Origin of the sequence: Rhodococcus sp. NPDC077669, assembly GCF_040686915.1 — a bacterium.
GTDB classification, from domain to species: Bacteria; Actinomycetota; Actinomycetes; order Mycobacteriales; family Mycobacteriaceae; genus Rhodococcoides; species Rhodococcoides fascians.
Genome location: NZ_JBFBMD010000003.1, coordinates 109,161 through 133,263, shown reverse-complemented (window position 1 = coordinate 133,263; position 24,103 = coordinate 109,161). Strand labels below are relative to the sequence as shown.

Here is a 24,103-nt window from a genome sequence, read left to right as displayed (position 1 = left end):
ACGCTGGACAGAACTGTTGTCACCACTCCGGATGCTCGTGCTCTGCCCACTCCCTGGTCACGGCACCCTGTGTCATTCCGCGCATGGCCTCGGTGTCTTTCCACGCGTACGTGATGTGTCCGACGACGAGTAGCCCGAATCCCAGGGCGAACCAGTCGTGTACGAATGTTGCACCGATACGCCATTGCAGTGGACTCCACGCCGAGAAGTACATGACGACGCCGGTACCGAGGAGCACCAGAATCGACCCGCCGCTGAGCGCGCCGTTGAGCTTCTGACCCGCGTTGAATTTCCCGACCCCCACCGCCCCGAGTCGACGTGCTTTGGAGCGCAACCACTTCCAGTCGTCGGCGACAAATCTGTTGAGACGGCCGAGGTCCGTGCGATAGCTGCGTGAGACCGCACCGAGAATCAACGGAATCGGCAACAGAAAGCCCGACCACACGTGCACGAACTCCACCACCGGGCGATTGCCGACCAGCACCGCGAGCGACCCGATGTACAGAATCGCAGCGGTCACCATGCACACGATCACCAAGACCCCGACTGTCCAGTGCACGTACCGCTCGACTCGGTCGAACCGTGCGCGGTCGTCAGCTCGTGGGGTCATCTCGACGTCCGTTCGACTCGCCGACGTACGCATCGATGTCGTATCCACGTTTCTCCCAGTATCCGGGAACCACGTTGTCCGTCAACTCGATTCCGCCGATCCACTTGATGCTCTTGTAGCCGTACATCGAAGCGACGAACAGCCGAACCGGACCTCCGTGATCGTGGGTGACGGGGCCGTCGAGCATGGTCAACGCAACCAGTACGTCGTCGCGTCGCGCCTGCTCGAGCGTCAGACTCTCGGTATACGTGCCGTCGAACGAGGTGAACCGCAACGACGTCGCCGACGCGGTGGGTCCGACGGCATCGAGAATATCTGCCAATCGCACTCCGCTCCAAGCAACTTCCGGTACACGCCATCCCGTCACGCACTGGAAGTCACGCACCAACGACGTCTGCGGCATCGAGCGGAGGTCCTGCAGAGTGAACGTGCGCGGTGTGTCGACGGAACCGCCCACCGTCAGGGCATAGGAGTTCTCGTCCTTGCGCGGCGCGCCCTGCGTCACCGAATAGAAGCGAAAGTTGTCGCCCACGGGAATCAGTCCGATCAGTCCCGTCGGATCGTGGTTACCGATCGGCCCGAGTACCGACGCGAGACCCTTCTGCACCGCGCCCCCACCGACGATGCCCGCGACCCCGGCCGACACCAGGCCGAGCACGACTCGGCGACCGACGGGGCTACCCGCAATCTTCGGCTCGGCGATCGGCATCCCTCCACTGTCCACGGCGGACCAGGATCAGGCCACATTGGGCGTCGAATCAGGTCTGGAACTTCGCCCGGGGAAGTCTTACGGTTGATTCATGGCACTGTCGAAGACAGAACGCGAAGAGTATCTGGCCGAATCGCATATCGCCGCCCTCTCGGTAGCGGCCGGGGCGGACCGTGGCCCGCTGACGGTACCGATCTGGTACGACTACACCCCCGGCGGTGAAGCCTGGGTGTTGACCGGTGCCACCTCGAAGAAGGCCCAATTGATCAGGACTGCAGGGCGATTCACTCTGATGATCGAGCAGTCCGATCCGACGATCCGCTACGTCAGCGTCGAGGGCCCCGTGGCGCGAGAGGAGCCGAGCACCCCGCAGCTGCTGCGAGCCATGGCAGCCCGTTACCTGCCCCCGGAGAAGGTCGACGGCTACCTCGAGATGGCCAACCGAGAGCACGAGGAGAATGTGGTGTTCTACCTGCGCCCCGAACACTGGCTGTCTGCCGATCTCGGGGCCATCTGAGAGAACTACGAAGTCGGGGTCAAGGCATTGCCAGGCGGGATCGTCACACAGTTGCTGTGCGTCGGCCCACCGCTGAACCGTTCGGTCAGGAACTGCAGGCTCTGCGCCTCGAATACCGGGAAGGCGTCGCTGTGCGTCAGGCCGTCGTACTGCGCGTACTGCACATCCACGCCCCGGCCGCAGTAGCCGTACGCCAGTCCCTGCACGTCGCCGGTGATCATGACGGTGTCGCCGATCGGATCGGCGTGACCGACGGCCAGAAACATCGGCGTCCGCGGAGTGCCCTGGCTGCCCATGATGTTGTCGTCGATCGCCGCCACCACCTCGGGTACGTCCAGCAGGGAGGTGTACGGGGCCTTCACCATCGATGCGTCGGTGAGCGTCGGGTAGTCGTCGGCGAACTGGGCAATGCACTCCTGATCGACCTGATCGATAACCTCGAAGCCGTAGTCGGAGATGAAACTGTTCAGGTCGAGTCCGTACGCACGCTCGTAGGCGACGATCAGTGCCGGGATGACACCCGCCCACCCTCTGTTACCGCTGACGTACGGCAGGTTGTGAGCCAGGTCGACCGGTAGCCCGCCGGCCGCTACTCCGACGAGATTGAGCTCGGGTGCGTACTCGGGAGCGATCTCGGCTCCCCACTGCGTCGGGACGGATCCACCGGAGTACCCGATCATCCCGACGGGGGTGCTCGACGGAACCTGCAGGAAGGATTGGGCCGCGCGAACGCCGTCCAGAGCTGCGTAGCCCGACTGCCGCCCGATCGTCCACTCGAGCTCCTCGCCCTCGTAATCCGGCACGACGACGGTGTAGCCGGCTGCGAGGTAACCGGCGATGACCGCCTGTTCCGCGCCGGCAATGGGACTCGTGGACCCGCCACTGAGGGTGTACGAGGGATTGCATTGCGAGCCGAGGGCGTCGTACGCCATGTGGTACGAGACGATCCGCGTCGGCCCGGGGATCAAGGGCCGCAGCACTGTGGCGACCGTGACGACGCCGTCACCCTGCTGGTCGGTAGTTCTGTAGAGAACCTGACTCCCCGAGATCGGCGTCGGCTGGCTGGGGGTACGGAACGTCATGGGCCTCGACCGCAGCACCGTTCCCGGGGAGACGTCCAGGCCGCCGTCCCAATCGTAGAACGGATCATCCGCTGGAACCGGCGAGCCGGGTCCCAGATCTGCTTGTGCAACAGGGACACTCACGAGCGTCGCGGACCCGAGAAGTAGCACGACGGAGGCAATCAGCCTCAACGCAAACCCTCTACCAGCTGGTGACATGCAACAAATTAAACCCCCGCGAGATCGAAGTTATGGACGGAAATCGCAAGATTTTCATCCATAACTTCGAGTTCGGCGGAGGCGAGAGCTACTTCAGAACGATGTTCACCATGCGACCAGGGATCACGATGATCTTGGTCGGGGCCTTCCCGTCCAGCAGGGCCACGATTTTCTCATCTTCCAATGCCGTCTTCTCGACGTCGTCCTTCGTTGCATCGGCAGACACAGTGATGCGGCTGCGGACCTTGCCGTTGACCTGGATGGGGTAGTCGACGGTATCGGCGACCAACCACTTCTTCTCCACGCGCGGGAATGGCCCGTGCGCCAACGACTTCTCGTGTCCGAGCCTGCCCCACAGGTCCTCGGCGAGGTGCGGTGCCAGAGGAGCGAGCATCAGGATCAACGGCTCCACCACCCCGCGCGGGGCACCGTCGGGGTACGCCTTGGTGATGTGGTTGGTCAGCTCGATCAGCTTGGCACCGGCCGTATTGTCGCGCAGCGCAGCGTAATCCGCGTGCACACCGTCGATCACCCGGTTGAGCACTCGCAGGGTGTCCTCGGTGGGCTTGGCGTCGGTGACGCGAACCTCGCCGGTCACCTCGTCGAGTACCAGTCGCCAGACGCGCTGCAGGAAACGCTGCGCGCCGACGACGTCCTTCGTCGCCCACGGGCGTGAGGTGTCCAGCGGACCCATCGACATCTCGTAGACACGCAGAGTGTCGGCACCGTACTCGGCGAAGATCTCGTCGGGTGAGACCGAGTTCTTCAGCGACTTACCCATCTTGCCGTACTCACGGTTGACGGGCTGGTCCTGATAGAAGTAGCCGCCGTCGCGTTCGACGACCTCGGCTGCAGGAACGTAGACCCCGCGGGAATCGGTGTACGCGTAGGCCTGGATGTAGCCCTGGTTGTACAGGCGTCGGTAGGGCTCGCTGGAGCTGACGTGACCCAGATCGAACAGCACCTTGTGCCAGAAGCGCGAGTACAGCAGGTGCAACACCGCATGCTCGACGCCACCGACGTAGAGATCCACTCCGCCCGGATCGTTGGGTCCGTGGATTTCGGGACGCGGCCCCACCCAGTACTTTTCGTTCTCCGGGTCTGCGAAGGCCTCGGAGTTGGTGGGGTCGACGTAGCGCAGCTGGTACCAAGAGCTACCGGCCCACTGCGGCATCACGTTGGTGTCGCGGGTGTAGGTCTGCAGTCCGTCGCCCAGATCGAGTTCGACGTTGACCCACTCGTCGGCCTTGGCCAGCGGTGGGGACGGCTCGGAGCTGGCGTCGTCAGGATCGAACGACACCGGGGCGTAGTTCTCGATCTCGGGAAGTTCCACTGGCAGAGCAGAATCGGGCAGTCCGTGCGGGTTGCCTTCGGCGTCCCAGACGATCGGGAACGGCTCGCCCCAGTAGCGCTGGCGCGCGAAGAGCCAGTCGCGCAGCTTGTACTGAATTGTGCCGCGGCCCTTGCCTTCCGACTCCAGTCGGGAAATGACGGCGGCTTTGGCCTCGTCCACCGGCAGGCCGTCGAGGAAACCGGAGTTCACCAATTCACCGTCGCCGACGTAAGCCGCCTCGGTGACATCGCCGCCGGAGATGACCTCGCGCACAGGCAGATCGAATGCCGTCGCGAACTCCCAGTCACGTGCGTCGTGGCCCGGAACGGCCATGATGGCACCGGTGCCGTACCCGGTCAGCACGTAATCGGCGATGAACACCGGCACCTGCTCACCGTTGACCGGGTTCTCGGCGTACGCACCGATGAAGACGCCGGTCTTCTCTTTGTTCTCCTGCCGCTCGAGATCGGACTTCGCGGCGATCGACGCGCGGTATGCGGCAACGGCTTCGGCCGGTGTCGCGGCGCCGCCGGTCCACTTGTCCGAAATTCCGGCAGGCCACTGCTCGGCCACCATGCCGTCGACCAGATCGTGCTCGGGCGCCAGCACCACGTAGGTGGCACCGAACAGCGTGTCCGGGCGGGTGGTGAACACCTCGATCCCGGAGAACGAGACCTGCGCTCCGCGAGAGCGTCCGATCCAGTTGCGCTGCATGGTCTTGACCTTCTCGGGCCAATCCAGGTATTCGAGGTCGTCGACCAGCCGATCGGAGTACGCAGTGATGCGCATCATCCACTGGCGCAGGTTCTTTCGGAAGACCGGGAAGTTGCCGCGATCGCTACGTCCGTCGGCGGTGACCTCCTCGTTGGCCAGCACGGTACCCAGGCCAGGGCACCAGTTGACCATCGAGTTGGACTCGTACACCAAACGGAAGCCGTCGATCACCTCGCGGCGTTCACCGACGGTCAGCGACTCCCAGGAGCGGCCGTCGTCCAATGTCCGCTCACCCGAGGCGAATTCCGCCTCCAGCTCCGAGATGGGGCGCGCCTTGCCGAGCTCGTCGTCGAACCAAGCATTGAAGATCTGCAGAAAGATCCACTGCGTCCAGTGGTAGAAGTCGACATCCGTCGTCGCCAGGGACCGTCGACGATCGTGCCCGAGACCCAGCCGACGCAACTGGCGTCGCATGTTGACGATGTTGTCCTCGGTGGTGCTGCGCGGATGCGTACCCGTCTGCACGGCGTACTGCTCGGCGGGCAGCCCGAAGGCGTCGTAGCCCAGTGCGTGCAGCACGTTGCGTCCCTGCATGCGGTGGTACCGCGCGAATACATCGGTGGCGATGTAGCCCAGGGGGTGCCCGACATGCAGGCCGCTGCCCGACGGGTACGGGAACATGTCCTGGACGAAGAGCTTGTCCTTGGGGACGTCTCCGGCGAGCGCTCCGACCGGGTTGGGCGCGTCGAAGGTGCCCTGCGATTCCCACAGGTCCTGCCACTGCTCCTCGATGCGCCCGGCGAGTTCGGCTGTGTAGCGGTACTCGGGAACGGACTCGGTGGATGCTTCAACGGAATCGGTCACACCTACCAGCCTAAAGTGTGACGCGGCCCGCCTGGTACCAGGACCTCGCTGCGCCGTATCCTGGCCAGGTGGTCATCGTCTCGGTTGTGTTGTTCGTGCTCGCCCTCGTCGTCGGGGCTGTCGCTGCCCTGTCGCTGCTCGGCCGGCTCCCGCGCAATCGATTCGCCGGTGTCCGTACCCCCGAGGCAATGCGCGACGACGAGACGTTCGTCCTCGCGAACCGTGTCGCCGGCCCGACCACAGCCGCATCTGCGCTGGTACTGGCCATCGGCGGCGTAGCCGCACTCGCACTGAGCGGCATCGCAGCGGTCGTCGGAGTGGTCGTTGCCCTCGCTGCAGCGCTGTTCATCGCCGCAGCCGGCGGATCCATCGGTGCCCGCGCAGCCGCGGCAGTGCCGGCACCCGCCGAGGCCGACGGATGCGGACAATCGTGCATCTCGTGCAGCCTCAAGGACGCCTGCCAGCCGAGCTGAGCGCATGAAACAGAGGAGTCTGCGCACCTTCGATCCGGCCGGAGTCGTCTTCGGCGTCGTCCTCCCGCTCGCGGTTGCCGCTCTCTGCCTCGTCCTGGCCTATCTGTGGGAGGGTCGCCTGCCGGACCAGGTGGCGACTCACTTCAGCGGAACCCAGCCGGACGACTTCTCCAATCCGCTCGCCAACGCCTGGACCGTCGCCATCGTCATCGTGTTGGTCGGGGGCGGTGTGAGCGCGGTGGCCGCCCTGGCCCGAGTGCTGCTGATCATGCGTCGGACGATGCTGATCATCGGGCTCACCGTCGTCGGGACGATCGGCGTGCTGGAGATCGCGACCCTCGCACGCGAACTCGACCTACCCACCGAGCAGAGCGTCACCATTCCCGGCTGGGCCATCGCCGTCGGTACCGTTGCCGGGTTCGCCATCGGACTGTTCGGAGCGACGCGCCTGCGGGATCACCGCCAACGCGTCGTCGCCACCGCACCCCTGCACACCGACCTACCTCGGTGCGGCCTCGAACTGCCGCTGGTGGTTCCCGTCGGAGCGAGCCGCGTCGCCGCAGTCACGGTGATCGCGCTGTCTGCGGCCGGAGCCGGCGTGACGTGCTACCTCTCGAATTCGCCGTGGCCGATCTTTCTGTTCGTTCCGCTGACCATCCTGATCCTGTCCCTACTGCGATTCACCGTGCACATCGACAGCGACGGTCTCTACGTCTCGAGCCTGGGAATGGCGGCATTCGACTACGACATCGCCGAGATCACCGGTGCCTCGGTGCGGACGGTGAACCCGGCCAAGGACTTCGGCGGGTGGGGTCTTCGAGCGAAGGGCCGCGGCAACTACGCCGTCGCCACCGAAGCCGGGCCGGCGGCATTCGTCACCTTCGCCAACGGTGATCGACTGACCATCGGAACCGTAGCCGCCGACACGATCGCGGGAACGCTCAACACCCTCACCGACCGTGCCCGCACCACCACTGCGGACTGAGTGGCCGAGTGAAAGCGTTGCGGGACACCGTCCTGGATCCCTTCCTGCTGAGCATCTTCGCGGTCGCCGCGCTGGCGAGCATCTTCCCGGCGTCGGGAACCGCCGAGGACGTTCTCGGCTGGGTGACACGCGTCGCCATCGGGCTGCTGTTCCTCATCTACGGCGCGCGACTGTCCCCACGTGACGCCTGGGAAGGCGTCAAACACTGGCGCTTGCACTCGGTGATCCTGGCGTCGACGTACCTGCTGTTCCCCGCGCTCGGCCTGGCCCTGAGGGTCCTCGAATCGAGTCTGCTCAGCGAGGACCTCTACACCGGAATGCTGTTCCTCTGCCTGGTGCCCTCGACCGTCCAATCCTCGATCGCCTTCACCTCCATCGCCCGAGGCAACGTGGCCGGTGCCGTGGTGAGCGCGTCGTTCTCCAACATCCTCGGCGTGTTCGTCACCCCGCTGCTGGTGCTCGCGCTGATGACCACCACTGGTTCGGCGAGCATCGATCCCAGCTCGATCCTCGACATCGTTGCGCAGCTGCTGCTCCCGTTCGCCGTCGGTCAGTTGCTCCGACCCTGGGTGACGGGCTGGCTGACCCGCCACAGCGCGTCGACGAAGCTCGTCGACCGGGGATCGATTCTGCTGGTCGTCTTTTCCGCCTTCAGCGCATCGATGAATCAACACGTGTGGTCCTCGGTCGCCCTGTGGCGCATCGGCATCGTCGTCGCCGTGTGCATCCTGCTGCTCGCCCTCGTTCTGACGATCACCTGGTACGCAGGCAAGTGGTTCGGTTTCTCACTCGAGGATCGTCTGGTGCTGCTGTTCTGCGGATCCAAGAAGAGCCTGGCGAGCGGACTGCCGATGGCCGCCGTGCTGTTCGTCGGCCAACCCATCGGGTTGATCGTCCTGCCGCTGTTGCTGTTCCATCAGATTCAACTGATGGTGTGCACCGTCATCGCTCAGCATTTCGCGCGTCGACCGGAACCGAGCCCGGCGGCGGTCGTCGCGGACTAGGTTGGTGTCAGTCGAGAAATCGGAGAAGACAATGCCCAGGAAACTGCACACGGACGGCGTCGTCTCTGCCGCCTACACCGGCCGGCTCGCCACCGATCCTGTACCCGCACTGCGACTCCCCGAGAATCAACTCGACCCAGACGCCGCCTACCGCTACATCCACGACGAACTGATGCTCGACGGCAGCTCACGCCTCAACCTGGCGACGTTCGTCACCACCTGGATGGATCCGCAGGCCGAAAAGCTGATGGCGGAAACGTTCGACAAGAACATGATCGACAAGGACGAGTACCCGTCCACCGCGGCCATCGAAGAACGCTGCGTCAACATCGTCGCCGACCTGTTCCACGCACCCGGCCTCGACCGCGAGGACCCGTCGTCGGCCACCGGCGTCTCGACCATCGGCTCCAGTGAAGCAGTCATGCTGGCGGGGTTGGCGCTCAAGTGGCGCTGGCGGGCGAAGGGCGCCGGGACAGGAACCCCGAACCTGGTGTTGGGCAGCAATGTCCAGGTGGTGTGGGAGAAATTCTGTCGCTACTTCGACGTCGAACCCAAGTACCTGCCCGTCGAGCGCGGTCGCTACGTCATCACCCCGGAACAGGTTCGGGACGCGGTGGACGAGAACACCATCGGCGTCGTGGCGATTCTCGGCACCACGTTCACCGGTGAACTCGAACCGGTACAGGAAATCTGCGCCGTCCTCGACGAGATCGTCGGCGGCGGTGGACCCGACGTACCGGTTCACGTCGACGCGGCCAGCGGTGGTTTCGTCGTACCGTTCTTGTACCCGGAGCTCGAATGGGACTTCCGTCTGCCTCGGGTCAAGTCCATCAACGCCAGCGGACACAAGTACGGATTGACCTATCCGGGAATCGGATTCGCCATCTGGCGGACCAAGGAAGACTTGCCCGAGGATCTCGTGTTCCGCGTGAACTACCTCGGCGGCGACATGCCCACCTTCACGCTGAACTTCTCGAGGCCGGGCAATCAGGTCATCGGCCAGTACTACAATTTTCTGCGCCTGGGCCGGTCCGGCTACACCGACATCATGAGAGCACTGCGCGACACCGCAGTTCGCGTCAGCACTCATCTCGCGGGACATCCAGACATCGACGTGATCACCGACGGATCGGCCATCCCGGTCCTGTCGTTCATGCTGAAAGAGCACTGCGAGTTCACCGTGTTCGACGTGTCCCACGAACTGCGTGCCCGCGGCTGGCAGGTGCCGGCGTACACGATGCCCGACAACGCCACCGACGTCGCCGTACTCAGAATCGTCGTCCGCGAGGGCTTCAGCGCAGACCTCGGCCGCATGCTGTGCATCGCCATCGACGAGGTGATCGACGGTCTGAAATCGGGCGGACACTCGACCGCGCGGGCTTTTTCGCACTAGGTTGTGTCCTGGGTCGTGAGTGGAAACTCGACCCCTGCTACGAAGTTCCGCGCACGTGCGGCGCAGCCGCTCTCAGTTCCGTTCGACGTCGATCGGGTGGGACGCCAACAGCGCCAACGGCATCGGCTGACGACGCAGAACCTGCGCCCACAGGTCGACGCGCGGCGGACCGATCACGTCGGAAGCCAAGGCCGACAACACGATCCAGTCTTCTCGGTCCAGTTCACCTTCGAGCTGCCCGAACGTCCACCCCGAGTACCCGGCGAAGATGCGCACACCCTCCACGTACTGCGCGATGTCTGCGGGGTCGGAATCCAGATCTACCATCACCACCCGGCCGTCGACTCGGCGCAGACCGGCGACCCCGTCGATCGACGCACCGGTGCGCAGCGTGGCCAGACACAGTGCCGAATCACGCTTGACCGGACCACCGACGTACAGGGCCCGCGGCTTCGCGGCGAGCTCGGACCAATCGGGCAGCACGTTCTGCACCGCGGTCTCACTGGGGCGGTTGATCACGACGCCGAGACTGCCCGCGTCGTTGTGTTCGATGATGTAGATGACGGTGCGCCGAAACGTGGGCTCCACGAGTTCGATGGACGACACCAGCAGACTGCCGGGACGAACATCGTGCAGTGCCGACGCCGTCCGGTCCTCGGGTTCCTCCGCATGCGCTGCCACATCAGCCATTGTGGCACCGCACACCGCCGGATGTGGCACAAGCACGACGGCCAGTCCTCGGTCCTACTCGAGCCCGGCAATCTTGGTCAGAATCCCCAACTGGAACTCGAACAACGCGTCCCGGTCGGCAAACGTCGTCGCGCCGTACTGATCGAACACGTCGAAGTTGATCGCGCCGAACAGTGACGCCCACACCATCACGCCCAATGCGATGAGCTCGTCGGGCAGGTCCATGTCCATCTGGGCGCGGATGTCCTCGAAACTTGCGTGCAGCGACGCCAACTCGATGGGTGCCGATTCGATGTCCGGGCGGCGGATATCCCAGGCCGACTGCAGGACTGCTACCAATGTGGTGATCACCCTGGTCCCCGGGCCGGTGGTCTGTTCGGCGGGCGCGTGGTAGCCGGGTACGGGGCTGCCGAAGAGCAGCGCGTACCGGGCCGGCTCGCGCAGTCCCCATCGACGCACCGCCCGGCTCAACGCCCGGAACTTGTCGGCGGGGCCGTCCGCCGCGTCGACGGCCGCGTCGACTTCGTCGCCCAGCTCGGAATATGCGTCGACGACGAGCAAGGTCAGTAGTTCGTCCCGGCTCGAGACGTAGCGATACACCGCCGAGGAGACGACGCCCAGATCTCGGGCGACCGCGCGTAGCGACAGGGCCGCAGCACCGTCTGCGGCCAGGTGCTCGCGTCCGATGCGGGTGATGTCGCTCAGAGTCTGGGCGCGGGCTCGGGTACGCGGAGTGCTCGCCATGCTCGCTACTGTAACTGCCGCTCTTTTGCGAGAGCACTGCTCTTGTTTTTCTCCGAGCAGAGGTGCACACTCGATACATCAGAGAGCACCGCTCTCGTTTACCGAAACGGAGTAGCCATGTCAGAACTTCACGTCGTCACCGGTGCCGGACCCGTCGGCTGGACGATCGCCGAACAGCTTGCTGCGCAGGGACATACGGTGCGGATCCTCACTCGATCCGGCAGCGGGCCACAGCATCCGAACATCGAACGGCGATCGGTCGACATCGAGTCCGACGACCTCCGCGCGCACGTCGACGGAGCAACCGCCATCTATCACTGCACCCACGCCGCCTACGAGAACACGGTGTGGCGCGACAAGCTCGAGGCGATGGAACGGCGTGTGCTCGACGCGGCCGCGGGCACGGTCGTCGTGTTCCCCGAAAGTCTCTACGCCTACGGCCGGGTCGACGGGCCCATTCGCGAGGACTCGCCCAGAAACGCCACGTTCCGCAAGCTGGGTGTGCGCACCGAACTCCTGGCCGCACGCGACGCTCACTCGACCCCCACCGTCAGCATCGCGGCATCCGACTTCTACGGCCCAAGGGTGCTCGTCTCGCACATGGGAGAACGTGTGGTCGCCAATGTGCTCGCCGGTAAGACCATTCGGGTGATCGGGGCCGCGAACCTACCCCATTCCTTCACGTATGTGCCGGATTTCGCAGCCGCGATGATCGTCGCGGCCGCACGACCGTCCACGTGGAACACCGTCCTGCATGCACCGACCGCCCCCGCGGTGACTCAGCGGGAGATGATCGAGATGTATTCCGCTGCAGCGCACTTGCCGACCCCGAAGATCGGTGTCGTGCCGGCTTGGGTCATGCGAGCACTGGGGCTCGTTTCCGGTCCGATGAAAGAGCTGGGGGACACCCTGTACCAGTTCCGCTACCCCTACATCCTCGATTCGAGCCACAGCGAGCGCGTTCTCGGCCTCGAGCCCACCCCGCTCGCCGACGGCACAGCCGCCACGATCGCGTGGTGGAAGGCAGACAAGCCCGCCGTATCGGTGTGACCGACGCGGGATAGAGTCCCGTCGGTGAACGACGCCTCCTTTCGTACCCGCCTACGTGAGTCCCCGGGCGTCGGCAAGCTCACCACTGTTCGTTTCGCCGGCCAGTTCGGTGATGGATTGTTCCAAGCCGCATTGAGCGGTGCCATCCTGTTCAATCCCGAACGCGCCACCAACCCCGCCGAGATCGCCGCCGGTTTCGCTGTTCTGCTCGTGCCCTACTCGTTGGTGGGCCCGTTCGCAGGTGCGCTGTTGGACCGCTGGGATCGTCGATCGGTTCTGTTGTGGGCCAATATCGTTCGCATCGTTCTCATCACCGCTACCGCCGGGCTTCTGTGTGCCGGGGTCGACGCCACGCCGCTGCTGCTGTTGGCTCTGGCCACCGTCGGGCTCAGTCGGTTCGTCCTCGCGGGCGCGTCGGCATCGTTGCCGCATGTGGTGCGGCAATCGTGGCTGGTGCCGATGAACTCGGTACTGGCCACCGTCGGCTCCGGTTTCGCGGCGGCCGGTGCGGGACTGGCGGTCGCAGTGATCGGTGCCGTCGGAGCGGGGGATCTCGGTTCGGGTGTCGCCGTCGGGCTGGCCGCGACCGGCTCGATGGTCGGTGCAGTTGCGGCCGGACGGTTCGCGCCGCGGTCTCTCGGCCCCGATACGGACGATCGGCCCGGCAACCCGCTGAAAGATGTTGCCGCCGGCCTGAAATCGGGTGCCCTGGCGGTGTGGCGGTCCCCGGGCGTGACCACCGCGATGATCGGCATCGGGGCACACCGCATCGTGTTCGGCATCAACACCCTCATCATGGTGCTGGTGCTGCGGGAGAGCACGCAGAGTTCCCTGCCCGGCGGCCTCGCCGGCTTCGGCATTGCCGTCGGAGCAACGGCCACCGGAATGTTCCTCGCCGCCGTCATCGCCCCGTTCGCCGTCCCGCGGTTCGGCCGCACTCGCACCATCGCCACGGCCCTCGTCCTGGCCATCGCCGCTCAGGTGGGTGCCGTCTCCGGCCTCACCCAGACCAGTCTGCTGCTCGGAGCTTTTCTCCTCGGGATCGCCGGGCAGACCGTCAAACTCAGTGGGGACGCGGCCATGCAGATCGAGATCGACGACGCGCATCGCGGACGAGTCTTCGCGTTGCAGGACACCGTGTTCAACGTCGCGTTCGTCGGCGCCCTCGCCGCGGCCGCATTCGCCGTCGGCCCCGACGCCACGGAGCTGAGCCAGGATCCCACTGCGCACGCGCTGGTGTTCGTCGGAGCAGGAATCTACGCCGTCGGCTTCGTCGCAGCGGTACTCAACACGAGGCGCGCACCGCGCTGACGTGGTGTATCTTCCCGTATCGGACCGCTAGGTTTCGTCGGACAACACGGGGGCACCGCATGCATGGCCGCACGACGTCGCTCGGCTGCATCATCGCGGTTGCCGCAGGTACAGCCGTTCTTTCCGCACCCCCCGCGTACGCGGCCCCGCCGCCGCCGGTGAATTCCTGTGGAGAAACCGGATTCGACCCCAAGGACTACCCACCAGAGCCCGTCGGGCCCGGAAATCCGCCGCAGCTGCCGCCGTTGCCGGATCGTGTGGTGATCCCCGTGCCGTATCCGTCGATCGAACTCGTGCCGGTGCCCGACCCGCCGCCGAACAACACCCGTGTCCAGGCCGAGCCGTCGGCCGACCCGTGCGCGGACCCCTGCCCCGACCTCACCGACGCCACGGACTCGCCCACCACCGGCTCGGCAGACCATCTCCCGTTCCCTCGCATCGAGATCGACCCGCAGCCCGAGACCCTTCCCATCCCGATTCCCGGCCCCGGTGGAACTCCGGGAACCCCGCCGCCGGCACCCGCCGTGACCGCGGCGGAGTCCGGGCCGACGACGGTACCGCCGGTGGCACCGGCCCTCAAACACGTCGAGGTGGTCTCGCAGCTGACCGGACCGGGATCGGAGAACCGCACCGACAAGCGCTGGCAGGTCGACGGCACCGACCTCGGCATCATGTGGGAGAGCAAACCGGGCGAGGTCGCCGTCGTTTTCGGCGATTCCTTCGGCAAGGGTTGGGAATTCGGTGTGGTCGGCGGAGACGATTGGCGGTCGAACGTACTGGGACACAGCACCGACACCGACCTGTCCGACGGTATGACCCTGGACTCGATGGTGCAGGATTCCCGCTGTCACGCAGCCGAATTACTACCCTCGCGCAAGATCAAGAATTGGGAGACCACCGTCATCCCCACGTCCGGGTTCGCGATCGACGACCGGCAGTACATGTCGTACATGTCCATCCGGCGGTGGAGCACGATCCCCGGCATGTGGTGGACCAACTACGGCGGCATCGCCTATTCCGACGACAACGGTTCCACCTGGGTCAAGGACGAGCATGCCAAGTGGGACAACGTCTTCGGGTTCTCCAAGTTCCAGGTGTCGACGATGGTCCCGGCGGGGGAGTACGTGTACATGTTCGGCACCGTCAACGGTCGCGCCGGCCAGGTCGGCCTGGCACGCGTCCCGAAAGCGGACGTACTGAACAAGACCGCCTACCAGTACTGGGTGAACGGCACCTGGGCTCCCGTCGGATCGAACGAAGCCACCCCCATCGCCGACGGTATGGCCGGGGAACTGTCGGTTCATCACGACGACGCCCGAGGCCTCTGGCGGATGACGTATCTGGATCCGTTACGCGGCGATATCGTTCTGCGCGAAGCAAATTCACCGCAGGGCGAGTGGACCGCCCCGAGCACCCTGATCGACACCGCCGAGTACCCCAAGACCTACGGCGGCTTCATTCATCCGTGGTCGACGGCGAACGAGCTGTACTTCACCGTCTCGGAGTGGGACAGCTACAACGTCTATCTCGTCAAGGCCGAGCTTCGCTCGTCGTGAGTGGAAACTCGTAGTGGGCTACGAAGTTCCGCGCACGTGCGCGGGACGCGCTACTGCGTCGGCCACCACTCGAGCAGCGCCGCCTCGGCGTCCTCACGCGAGAGTGGTCCTCGATCGAGGCGCAGTTCCTTCAGGTACTTCCATGCCTTGCCCACGTCGGGACCGGCGGGGATGTCGAGCAGCTCCATGATCGCGTTGCCGTCGAGGTCGGGCCGAACCCGAGCCAGGTCCTCCTGCTCCGCGATGCGGGCGATGCGTTCTTCGAGATCGTCGTAGGTGGCCTGCAGCATCGCAGCTCGACGCTTGTTCCTGGTGGTCGAGTCGGCTCGAACCAGCTTGTGCAACTTGGGCAGTAGCTCGCCGGCATCGGTGGCGTAGCGGCGCACCGCCGAGTCGGTCCACTGACCCTTGCCGTACCCGTGGAATCGCAGATGCAGGAACACCAGATGCGAGACGTCCTCGATCATCTTCTTCGAATACTTCAACGCGCGCATACGCTTCCGCACCATCTTGGCGCCCACGACCTCGTGGTGATGAAAGCTGACGCCGCCGCCGGGCTCGTTACGCTTGGTGTCGGGCTTGCCGATGTCGTGCAGCAGTGCGGCCCAACGCAATATGAGATCGGGGTCGCCGTCCTCGAGATCGATGGCCTGCTTCAGCACCGTCAACGAATGCCAGTACACGTCCTTGTGCTGATGATGCTCGTCGATCTCGAGCTTCATGTTCGGCACCTCGGGAATGATGCGCTGAGCCAGACCGGTCTCGCACATCACGTCGATGCCCTCGATCGGGTGGGCACCGAGAATCAGCTTGTCCAGCTCCACCTGAATGCGCTCGGCGGTGATGCGGTCGATCTGGTCGGCCATGTCGACGATGGCGTTGTGCACCCGCGGCAGCAACGAGAAGCCGAGTTGCGACACGAATCGAGCCGCGCGCAGCATCCGCAGCGGATCGTCACCGAACGATGTTTCCGGTGCCGACGGGGTATCGAGCACGCCCTCGAGCAACGCGTCCATGCCGCCGAGCGGATCGACGAACTCCTGCACGCCGTCGGCGCCCAACCGCACGGCCATGGCGTTGACGGTGAAATCGCGTCGGATCAGATCTTCTTCGAGGCTGCTGCCGTACTGCACCTCGGGGTTACGCGAGACCTGGTCGTAGGAATCGGTGCGGAACGTCGTGATCTCGATCTGCTGGCCGTCCTTGGCCGCACTGATCGTTCCGAACGCGATGCCCGTATCCCACTGATGGTCCGCCCACCCGGACAGCAGCGTCTGGACGACCTCGGGCCTGGCGTCGGTGGTGAAATCCAGATCGGTTCCCAGACGACCGAGGACCGCGTCCCGAACGGACCCACCGACGAGGTAGAGCTCGTGGCCCGCGGCAGCGAACAACGAGCCGAGGGGGGTCAGTACCGGCTCGAGTTCACGCAACGTCACCGCAGCAGCAGCCAACAATCTTTCCCGACGGGCATCGGTGTGCTCGGGGGAAACGGAAGACAGGGACTGATCGGCCACGGTGAAAGAGCCTACTGGCGCAGTACCGACCGGATCGTCTCGGCCATCGGCCACGGTGCGGCACCCCGGAGCGGTGCGTCGAGGCAACTAGTATGGATCGGGTGTCTGCTGCCGAACGTGCGAACAGGAGCCGCCGCAACCCGCGGCGGCGTCAAGCACGCGCCGACACCGAAGCACCCAAACTGCGGACCGTCCGAGAGACCTCTGCCGGAGGCCTCGTGGTCGACGGCCTCGACGGCCCGCCTGCCACCCGCTGCGCAGCCCTGATCGGCCGCACCGACCGGCGCGGACGCTTGCTCTGGTCCTTGCCCAAGGGGCACATCGAGCAGGGCGAAACCGCCGAGCAAACAGCCATGCGCGAGGTCGCCGAGGAAACCGGCATCCGCGGCACCGTCCTGGCGTCACTGGGAAGCATCGACTACTGGTTCGTCACCGAAGGCCGACGCGTCCACAAGACCGTTCACCACTATCTCCTCCGCTTCATGGGCGGTGAACTGTCCGACGAGGATCTCGAAGTCACCGAAGTCGCCTGGGTACCGCTGAGCGAACTGCCGTCCCGACTCGCCTACGCCGACGAACGCAAACTCGCCGCTATCGCCACCCGCCTGATCGAAGACATGAACGGCGAGCACACAACCGGCGGCGACACGAACGCACCCACGCCCGGCGGGAAGTGATCGTGCGGGCCCGGAAGGTCGCTGCCGCCGCATTGACCTCGTTTTTCCTCGCTGCAGCGCCGGCCGTCGGTACCGCAGCACTGGTACCCCAACAGCTCCCTACTGCCGCGGCGCAGCCAGATTCCGCCGGGGACACCAGCGGGACCACCAGCGCCGTCCCCGATACCCCGATGACGCAGTCCGGCGATCCGTTCCTGACGCTGAGCATCGATACCGTCGCCCCCTCGACGGTCACCACCAGCAGCGATCCGTTCGTCACGGTTCGCGCGACGGTGAAGAACACCGGCGATCGACGCGTCGACGACGTCAGCGTTCGCCTACAGGGTGCGGCGGCCATCGACACGACGTCCGGTCTGCGGACCTCGCTCACCCTCGACCAGGAAAGATTCGACCGCGTCGGGACTTTCGTCACGGTCGCGGAGTCGCTGGAGAAGGACCAGAGCCGCCAGTTCGATCTGTCGATGCAGCTACGAAGCAGTACCGAGCCCTCCCTCGGGATCGACGCTCCCGGCGTTTACCCCCTACTTCTCAACGTCAACGGAACCCCCGAGTACGGCGGGACGGCTCGACTCGACGACGCTCGCTTCCTGCTACCCGTCGTGGGACTGCCGCGGAATCCCGGTCAACTCGACCCCGCAGCGCCCGACGCGATGCCGCTACCCCCCAACACCCGGAATCCCGTAGCGATGACGGTGTTGTGGCCACTCGCCGACATTCCCCGTCTCGCGGCCGGAATCCCCGGTTCCATCGACGATCGAGTGCGTTTGATCGACGACGACCTGGCGACCCAGCTCGCCGCCGGTGGTCGGCTCGACACCCTGCTCAAAGCCCTGGAATTCGCGACGCAGCCCGGTCTCGATCCCGACGGCAAACTGGCGTCGAGCCTGTGCATCGGCATCGACCCCGACCTGCTGGTCACCGTCTCGAACATGACCCGCGGCTACCTCGTCGTCGACAACCCGGCCGATCCGGCCAGCTCCGCGCGGGAGGGCTCCGGCAGCGGGGCCGCAGCCCAGTGGTTGACGCGGCTCGAGGCACTGGCGTCGAACACGTGCGTGACGGCCCTACCGTTCGCTCAGGCCGACCTCGCCGCCGTCGCCGACATCGGTGATTCCTCGCTGCTCAGCAGCGCTGTCGCCGCCCCGGCCGACATCGTCGACGGCATCCTCGGCATCAGCTCGTTACGCGGTTTCACCTGGAGTCCCACCGGCGGCGTCGACGCGGGCGCTGCGGACGCGCTGAGATCGTCGGGAACCGGGACCGTCCTCGTCGCCGACAACAGCATCAGCCCACCCACGTCGTCGCCGACATCTCTGCTGGTGTCCACCGATACCGCGCCGACCGCCGCCGATCCGACCGGCACCTTGGCCGCCACCCACTACGACTCGGCGACCACCGCGGCACTGGCCGGCGTCGGGACGACCCCGTCGACCCCGGCCTTGACCCCGGCGAATCAACGCTTCGACCTGGGCACCGACTCTCGCACCGCACGGCTGCAGGACGCCCTCGGTGCCATCAATTTCCACGCCCTCGTCGGTGCCGATCGACCCGGCCGCACGGTGACCGTCGCACCGCCGCAGTACTGGACCGCGGGAGGAGACGAACCGTCGGCAATCCTGTCGACGGTGTCCTCGCTGTTGCGTTCGGGCCTGGCGACGCCTCGTCCGCTGCCCGGCCTGATCACCGAGCCCCCCACCGGCATCCCGGTGACCAGCATCGATGTGCCGACCGATCTCGATGCGTCCGCCATCGACACGGTGCGCACACAGAGCGCACGCGTGGACACCCTGGCGCAGTCACTGGTCGAGGATCCCCAGTCCGCACTGACTCCGCGCCTGTACACCGCCCCGCTGCGGGAGGACATGCTCCGCGCCCTGTCGACCGCGGGTCGCGCCAGCGCCGAAGGCGAGGACGCCGCGGCCATGGCACGCACCCGTCTCACCGCGACCCGCGTCGGACTCGACACCGTCTACGGATCGGTGACCGTGCTGGCCCCGGGCGGCGTCTACACACTGGCCTCCGAGCAGAGTCCGCTGCTGCTCGTGGCCCGCAACGACCTACCGGTGCCGGTCAACGTGCTCCTCCGAGTAGACGCGCCACCGGAGATGACGATCAGCGACGTCGGGGTGACCCAACTTCCGGCGCGCGGATCGCGCACCATCACCGTGCCCGCCGAGGTGGACGACAAACGCAATCTGTCGGTCGACTTCTCCGTCACCACCCTCGACGGCACCCGGCTCGGCGAGGTATCGACGGTGTCGGTTCGATCGAACGCATACGGTCAAGCTCTCGCGATAATTACCGCCTGCGCCGGCGCGCTCCTACTGTTGCTTGCAGGCCGACGACTCTGGCACCGATTCCGAGGACAACCCGACCCGGCCGACGAAGGGTACGAGAGACCATGACAGGCAATGTGCCGTACGACGGCGACCTGCCCCGGTCACGCATGCCCGCAGCGCAGGTGTTCCGGCGCACGACGCCCCCTCGCCCCGCCCCTTGGGAGCGACAACCGCGACCCGAGATGCGTTCCTATCCGGCGCCGCCCCCGCTCGACGGTCAACCGGCAGCGGACGACTCCGCAACTCAGCTCATCCCACGGTTCCGGGACGAGGACTACCCACCCGCCGCGCCGTCGGGGAACATCCCTCCGCCGCAGACACCACCGGGCGGCAACGAGTCACCACCGCAGTCCGAACCCAGACCTCAGAAGTCGTTGCTGGCCGCCTCCGGTTCCATTGCGGTGGCGACCCTCGTCAGCCGCATCACCGGATTCGCCAAGCAAGTAGCCATGACGGCCACCCTGGGTGCCGGCCTGGCCAGTGCGTTCACCGTCTCGACGATCCTGCCGAACATGATCTCCGAGCTGGTGCTCGGTGCCGTCCTCGGAGCGATCGTCGTTCCTGTCCTGGTACGCGCAGAACAAGAGGACGCCGACGGCGGACGTGACTTCGTCCGACGCCTCTTCACCATTGCGGTCGCGCTGCTCGGCACCGTGGCGTTGGCCGCAACCATCGCTGCGCCGCTGCTGGCGCGTCTGATGCTCAACGGTGATCCGAAGGTCAACGAGGACCTGACCATTGCCTTCACCTATCTGGTATTGCCGGCGCTGATGTTCTACGGGCTCTCCGGCTTGCTCACCGCGGTGCTCAACACCCGACAGAACTTCAAACCCGGTGCGTGGGCACCGGTATTCAACAACCTCGTGGTACTTGCGGTGTTCGGCATCTACTTCCTGATGCCGGGTGAGATCACCGTCAACCCGGTCGACATGACGAACCCGCAGCTGTTGATCATCGGCCTCGGCGTCACCACCGGTGTCATCACGCAGGTGCTGGCGTTGATCCCTGCGCTTCGCCGCGAGAAGATCGACCTGCGCCCACTGTGGGGATTCGACGCGCGCTTGAAGAAGTTCGGCGCGATGGCGGCGGCGATCGTGCTCTATGTCGTCATCAGTCAGATCGGTCTGATCGTCGCCACCAACATCTCGTCGGGAGCCGACGACGCGAGCCCCACGATCTATTCCCAGGCCTGGATCGTGCTGCAGCTGCCGTACGGCATTCTCGGCGTCACGGTTCTGACGGCGATCATGCCTCGACTCAGTCGTAATGCCGCCAACGGTGACACGCCCTCGGTCGTCGACGATCTCTCCGTCGCCACCCGATTGACGATGGTCGCGATGGTCCCGATCGTCGTGTTCCTGACCTTCGCGGGGCCGTGGGTGGGCGAGGCGCTGTACGGGTTCGGCAAGTTTGCGCCCGACGCCAACCGGCTCGGTGAGGCCGTGAGCTGGTCCGCGTTCTCCCTTATCCCGTACGCCCTGGTCCTGATCCACCTGCGCGTGTTCTACGCCCGCGAGCAGGCCTGGACTCCGACGTGGATCGTGCTCGGCATCACCGCCGTCAAGATCGGCCTGTCATTGCTCGCGCCGATCGTCGCATCCGATCCCGAGCAGGTGGTGCTGCTCCTCGGCACCGCGACCGGCCTCGGCTACACCGCAGGTGCCGTCATCGGCGGATACCTGCTGCACAAGAGCCTCGGCAACCTGCGGATGGCCAACGTCGGGAAGACTGTCTGGCTGGTTCTCATCGCCTCGCTGGCCGGCGGCGCAGCCATGCTCGCCATCGACCGGATCGTCGGATTCGACGCCATGGCGAACGGCTGGATCGGCAACTTCGTGCGCGTCGCGATGGACGCCGTCATCATGCTCGGCATCACGTTCTCCATCCTGTGGTTCGGCAAGATTCCCGAAGTACTGGCCGTCACCGTCGCGTTGAGCCGGCTCGTCCGCCGGGTCCTCGGACGGTCGGCCCCGCCCGAGCCTGTGACGTCCGGTTCGGTGCCGGATCCGGCTGCCGCGGAAACCAGCGTGATTCCTGTTATTCGAACCGAGCCCACATGGGACACTGCGCGGGATCGACTCCCGTACCCTGGTCAACGGCACCCGGGGGCAGACGCCCCTGCAGGTCGACCGCTTGTAGAACAACACGGGGCATATTCGCCTGAAGGAGTAACAGTGACCGACGACGATGTTGCTGGGGGGCCGGCACAGTCTCCAGCAAACGAAGCCGACCGAACGAGCGGCGGAGTCGAAGTCGACACCCAGGACCGCACCGAGCCCGTGAAGGCCGAGTCTGCTGCGTCGTCGAAAACACCCGAGTCGAAGACACCGGACCCGAAAGCATCTGATTCTTCGGAGAAGCCGAGCACACCCAGCACGCCTGAGTCGTCGGCTGCATCGAGTGCCGAGGCCACCGAGAAGAAGGAAACCAAAGCGTCCGCTCCCAAGGATCAGACGATCGCGATCTCCAAGGCAGCGCTGGCCGCCAAGCCGTCGGACAAGACCGTCTCCATCTCGAAGGCGAAGCTGCCGGTCGACGACGCGAGCAAGGCCGAGCCGAAGATCGACAGCACGCCGGTGGACGCGACGAAGAAATCGGCGGCAGTCGACAAACCAGTAGCACCGAAGCCGACGACGGACAAAGCTGCCGAAAAACCAGCCGAGGACCAGTCCACCGCGGACGCCCCCGGGCGCACCCTTCGCGGACCGACACTGATTCCCGGTGCGTCGGTGGCCGGCGGACGCTACCGCCTGTTGGCACCGCACGGTGGAGCTCGCGGGCTGAAGTTCTGGCAGGCCCACGACGTCAAGCTCGACCGCGAGGTCGCGTTGACGTTCGTCGACGCCGATCAGCAGTCCACGGCGTCACCCAACGACCGCACTCAGGGCCCGCAGGCAATCCTGTCCCGGACGCTGCGCCTCGGTCGGATCAACTCTCCCGGCCTCGCCCGGGTGCTCGACGTGGTGCGCGGTAGCTCCGGCGGCATCGTCGTCGCCGAGTGGACTCCCGGTCGCTCGCTGCGCGAGATGGCCGATACGGTTCCTGCCCCCACCGGCGCCGCCCGTGCGATCAAGGTCCTGGCCGCCGCGGCCGAGGCTGCGCACCGAAGCGGCGGCGCACTGTCGATCGACCACCCCGATCGCGTACGCATCAGTACCAGCGGCAACGCCGTCCTGGCGTTTCCCGCGACTCTGGCGGACGCCGACTCCAGTTCGGACGTCCGTGGTCTCGGTGCCATGCTCTACGCCCTGATCACTGCACGCTGGCCGTTGTCGGACACCACCGGAGAAGCCGTCGTTCCCGGTGACGCGGCATCCCTGCGCAGCGTCGGCGGCATGCGTCCGGCCGATCGGGACGACAAGGGTGCGCCGCGCGAGCCTCGCGAAATTCGCCCCGACGTTCCGTTCGAGATCTCTGCCGTCGCGGTACGAGCGCTCGAGCAGAACAGTGGCATTCGCACCGCCGCGACGGTGCAGCACGTTCTCGATCAGGCCGCGGTGGTCAACGACAAGACCGACCTGATGCCGGCACTGCGACTGGGCCAGCGTGCCCCGGGAGCCAGCGGTCACTCGCTCGCAGACCCGGAAGAGCTGGCCGCCGAGAAGGCGAAGTCGACGCGAACCAACATCGCCATCGCCGTTCTCGGCGCTCTGACGGTGCTGATTCTGGCGTTCGCCGGCTACTGGTTGTTCACCTCTATCGCGGGCGACAACACCGATGCACCGCTGGACAGCCAGGAGTTCGGGCTGACGACCCCGGCTGCCGCACCGCCGGCCGGCGACACCGCTGCGCCCCCGGCGCCGACGGGTGGACCCGTCGCGATGAGCGATGTCAGCGTCTTCTCGCCGCAGGGTTCTGCAGACAACCCGGGTACGGCATCGAACGTGATCGACAACAACCCCAGCACGGCCTGGACCACCGACTCCTACTTCCAGCAGTTCCCGGCGCTGAAGAACGGTGTCGGACTGCTCGTCACCATCCCGTCGTCGACGTTGAAGAACGCGTGGATCGAATCGACGTCGCCGGGAACGGTCGTCGAGATCAGGTCCGCTCCCAACGATTCCCCGAGCCTCGGCGACACCACGCTCCTCGGTGAAGCCACTCTGCAGAACGGCCGCACCGATATCGCACTCGACGGCACCGAACCCACCGGCAACGTCCTGGTGTGGATCACCACCCTCGGAGAGCAGGGTGGCCGCATCGCTACCTCGATCTCCGGGATCGGTTTCGACACGTAAAACCGGCGATACAGAGGCAAATCGCGTTCGTTTCGTACTTCGCGGTATCGATGGCCTAGGCTCCCCCCAATGCGTTAACACGGGGGGAGCCGTTTTCGT

The 24,103-nt window shown here is 65.7% G+C and carries 18 protein-coding genes; 11 read left to right on the top strand and 7 right to left on the bottom strand.

Annotated features, from left to right (window positions below):
- Positions 1-19 precede the first annotated feature (19 nt).
- Together AB0P23_RS05025 and AB0P23_RS05020 are read right to left on the bottom strand one after the other, a co-directional pair.
- The gene (locus tag AB0P23_RS05025; RefSeq protein ID WP_241258330.1) at positions 20-610 is read right to left on the bottom strand and encodes a cytochrome b/b6 domain-containing protein; all 591 of its coding nucleotides are present in this window, start codon (positions 608-610) and stop codon (positions 20-22) included.
- A complete protein-coding gene (locus AB0P23_RS05020) occupies positions 594-1,319 on the bottom strand; it encodes a molybdopterin-dependent oxidoreductase (protein WP_206498852.1) in 726 nt (241 codons plus the stop codon). Before AB0P23_RS05020 ends, AB0P23_RS05025 begins: the two co-directional genes overlap by 17 nt.
- A 91-nt stretch (positions 1,320-1,410) precedes the next feature.
- On the opposite strand from AB0P23_RS05020, the gene AB0P23_RS05015 reads away from it, so the two are divergent.
- Entirely contained in the window at positions 1,411-1,836 is a 426-nt protein-coding gene (locus AB0P23_RS05015) for a pyridoxamine 5'-phosphate oxidase family protein (RefSeq protein ID WP_027495029.1), read from the top strand.
- 5 nt (positions 1,837-1,841) lie between these two features.
- Here the strand turns inward: AB0P23_RS05015 and AB0P23_RS05010 are convergent, their stop codons facing one another.
- Complete coding sequence (locus AB0P23_RS05010; protein WP_206498851.1) at positions 1,842-3,116, bottom strand: lipase family protein; 1,275 nt, start codon at positions 3,114-3,116, stop codon at positions 1,842-1,844.
- An 88-nt stretch (positions 3,117-3,204) separates the two neighbouring features.
- Positions 3,205-6,027 carry a leucine--tRNA ligase gene (gene leuS / locus AB0P23_RS05005; RefSeq protein ID WP_045841542.1) on the bottom strand — a complete coding sequence of 941 codons (2,823 nt, stop codon included), beginning with the start codon at positions 6,025-6,027 and terminating at the stop codon, positions 3,205-3,207.
- 68 nt (positions 6,028-6,095) lie between these two features.
- Here leuS and AB0P23_RS05000 point away from each other — a divergent pair, with 68 nt between their 5' ends.
- The 4 genes from AB0P23_RS05000 to AB0P23_RS04985 are packed head-to-tail and all read left to right on the top strand — an operon-like array spanning position 6,096 to position 9,882.
- Complete coding sequence (locus AB0P23_RS05000) at positions 6,096-6,500, top strand: SdpI family protein (RefSeq protein WP_027495026.1); 405 nt, start codon at positions 6,096-6,098, stop codon at positions 6,498-6,500.
- Between the two features lie 4 nt (positions 6,501-6,504).
- Positions 6,505-7,485: a DUF1648 domain-containing protein gene (locus AB0P23_RS04995; protein WP_206498850.1), complete on the top strand. Its 981-nt coding sequence runs from the start codon at positions 6,505-6,507 to the stop codon at positions 7,483-7,485.
- 17 nt (positions 7,486-7,502) lie between these two features.
- Positions 7,503-8,489: a bile acid:sodium symporter family protein gene (locus tag AB0P23_RS04990; protein ID WP_231578233.1), complete on the top strand. Its 987-nt coding sequence runs from the start codon at positions 7,503-7,505 to the stop codon at positions 8,487-8,489.
- 31 nt (positions 8,490-8,520) lie between these two features.
- A complete protein-coding gene (locus AB0P23_RS04985) occupies positions 8,521-9,882 on the top strand; it encodes a glutamate decarboxylase (protein ID WP_032399393.1) in 1,362 nt (453 codons plus the stop codon).
- Between the two features lie 72 nt (positions 9,883-9,954).
- On the opposite strand, the gene AB0P23_RS04980 is transcribed toward AB0P23_RS04985, so the two are convergent.
- Together AB0P23_RS04980 and AB0P23_RS04975 are read right to left on the bottom strand one after the other, a co-directional pair.
- Positions 9,955-10,572 (bottom strand): YqgE/AlgH family protein, encoded by a 618-nt coding sequence (locus AB0P23_RS04980; protein WP_032400878.1) that lies wholly within the window; start codon positions 10,570-10,572, stop codon positions 9,955-9,957.
- A 54-nt stretch (positions 10,573-10,626) separates the two neighbouring features.
- Complete coding sequence (locus AB0P23_RS04975; RefSeq protein WP_032373415.1) at positions 10,627-11,316, bottom strand: TetR/AcrR family transcriptional regulator; 690 nt, start codon at positions 11,314-11,316, stop codon at positions 10,627-10,629.
- A gap of 117 nt (positions 11,317-11,433) precedes the next feature.
- On the opposite strand from AB0P23_RS04975, the gene AB0P23_RS04970 reads away from it, so the two are divergent.
- From AB0P23_RS04970 to AB0P23_RS04960, 3 genes are read left to right on the top strand one after another with little or no spacing between them, the layout of a single operon-like run.
- Entirely contained in the window at positions 11,434-12,366 is a 933-nt protein-coding gene (locus AB0P23_RS04970; RefSeq protein WP_032373414.1) for an NAD-dependent epimerase/dehydratase family protein, read from the top strand.
- 24 nt (positions 12,367-12,390) lie between these two features.
- The gene (locus AB0P23_RS04965; RefSeq protein ID WP_032373413.1) at positions 12,391-13,677 is read left to right on the top strand and encodes an MFS transporter; all 1,287 of its coding nucleotides are present in this window, start codon (positions 12,391-12,393) and stop codon (positions 13,675-13,677) included.
- Positions 13,678-13,736: 59 nt separating this feature from the next.
- Positions 13,737-15,233, top strand: coding sequence for a DUF4185 domain-containing protein (locus AB0P23_RS04960; protein WP_032373412.1), 1,497 nt, complete (start codon positions 13,737-13,739; stop codon positions 15,231-15,233).
- 50 nt (positions 15,234-15,283) lie between these two features.
- On the opposite strand, the gene AB0P23_RS04955 is transcribed toward AB0P23_RS04960, so the two are convergent.
- The gene (locus AB0P23_RS04955) at positions 15,284-16,750 is read right to left on the bottom strand and encodes a CCA tRNA nucleotidyltransferase (RefSeq protein WP_032400936.1); all 1,467 of its coding nucleotides are present in this window, start codon (positions 16,748-16,750) and stop codon (positions 15,284-15,286) included.
- Between the two features lie 101 nt (positions 16,751-16,851).
- Here AB0P23_RS04955 and AB0P23_RS04950 point away from each other — a divergent pair, with 101 nt between their 5' ends.
- The 3 genes from AB0P23_RS04950 to murJ are packed head-to-tail and all read left to right on the top strand — an operon-like array spanning position 16,852 to position 24,004.
- Positions 16,852-17,427, top strand: a complete 576-nt coding sequence (locus tag AB0P23_RS04950; RefSeq protein ID WP_032400937.1) for an NUDIX hydrolase — start codon at positions 16,852-16,854, stop codon at positions 17,425-17,427.
- Positions 17,428-17,429: 2 nt separating this feature from the next.
- The gene (locus tag AB0P23_RS04945) at positions 17,430-19,832 is read left to right on the top strand and encodes a glycoprotein (RefSeq protein ID WP_230593509.1); all 2,403 of its coding nucleotides are present in this window, start codon (positions 17,430-17,432) and stop codon (positions 19,830-19,832) included.
- Positions 19,829-24,004 (top strand): murein biosynthesis integral membrane protein MurJ, encoded by a 4,176-nt coding sequence (gene murJ / locus AB0P23_RS04940; protein WP_363796935.1) that lies wholly within the window; start codon positions 19,829-19,831, stop codon positions 24,002-24,004. The genes AB0P23_RS04945 and murJ overlap by 4 nt, the downstream gene beginning before the upstream one ends.
- Positions 24,005-24,103: the final 99 nt, after the last annotated feature.

Excerpts from the sequence above, each read along its gene's own strand:
- AB0P23_RS05025 (WP_241258330.1), bottom strand. The coding sequence starts at position 610 with ATGACCCCACGAGCTGACGACCGCGCACGGTTCGACCGAGTCGAGCGG.
- AB0P23_RS05020 (WP_206498852.1), bottom strand. The coding sequence starts at position 1,319 with ATGCCGATCGCCGAGCCGAAGATTGCGGGTAGCCCCGTCGGTCGCCGA.
- AB0P23_RS05015 (WP_027495029.1), top strand. The coding sequence starts at position 1,411 with ATGGCACTGTCGAAGACAGAACGCGAAGAGTATCTGGCCGAATCGCAT.
- AB0P23_RS05010 (WP_206498851.1), bottom strand. The coding sequence starts at position 3,116 with ATGTCACCAGCTGGTAGAGGGTTTGCGTTGAGGCTGATTGCCTCCGTC.
- AB0P23_RS04995 (WP_206498850.1), top strand. The coding sequence starts at position 6,505 with ATGAAACAGAGGAGTCTGCGCACCTTCGATCCGGCCGGAGTCGTCTTC.
- AB0P23_RS04985 (WP_032399393.1), top strand. The coding sequence starts at position 8,521 with ATGCCCAGGAAACTGCACACGGACGGCGTCGTCTCTGCCGCCTACACC.
- AB0P23_RS04980 (WP_032400878.1), bottom strand. The coding sequence starts at position 10,572 with ATGGCTGATGTGGCAGCGCATGCGGAGGAACCCGAGGACCGGACGGCG.
- AB0P23_RS04975 (WP_032373415.1), bottom strand. The coding sequence starts at position 11,316 with ATGGCGAGCACTCCGCGTACCCGAGCCCGCGCCCAGACTCTGAGCGAC.
- AB0P23_RS04970 (WP_032373414.1), top strand. The coding sequence starts at position 11,434 with ATGTCAGAACTTCACGTCGTCACCGGTGCCGGACCCGTCGGCTGGACG.
- AB0P23_RS04960 (WP_032373412.1), top strand. The coding sequence starts at position 13,737 with ATGCATGGCCGCACGACGTCGCTCGGCTGCATCATCGCGGTTGCCGCA.
- murJ (WP_363796935.1), top strand. The coding sequence starts at position 19,829 with ATGACAGGCAATGTGCCGTACGACGGCGACCTGCCCCGGTCACGCATG.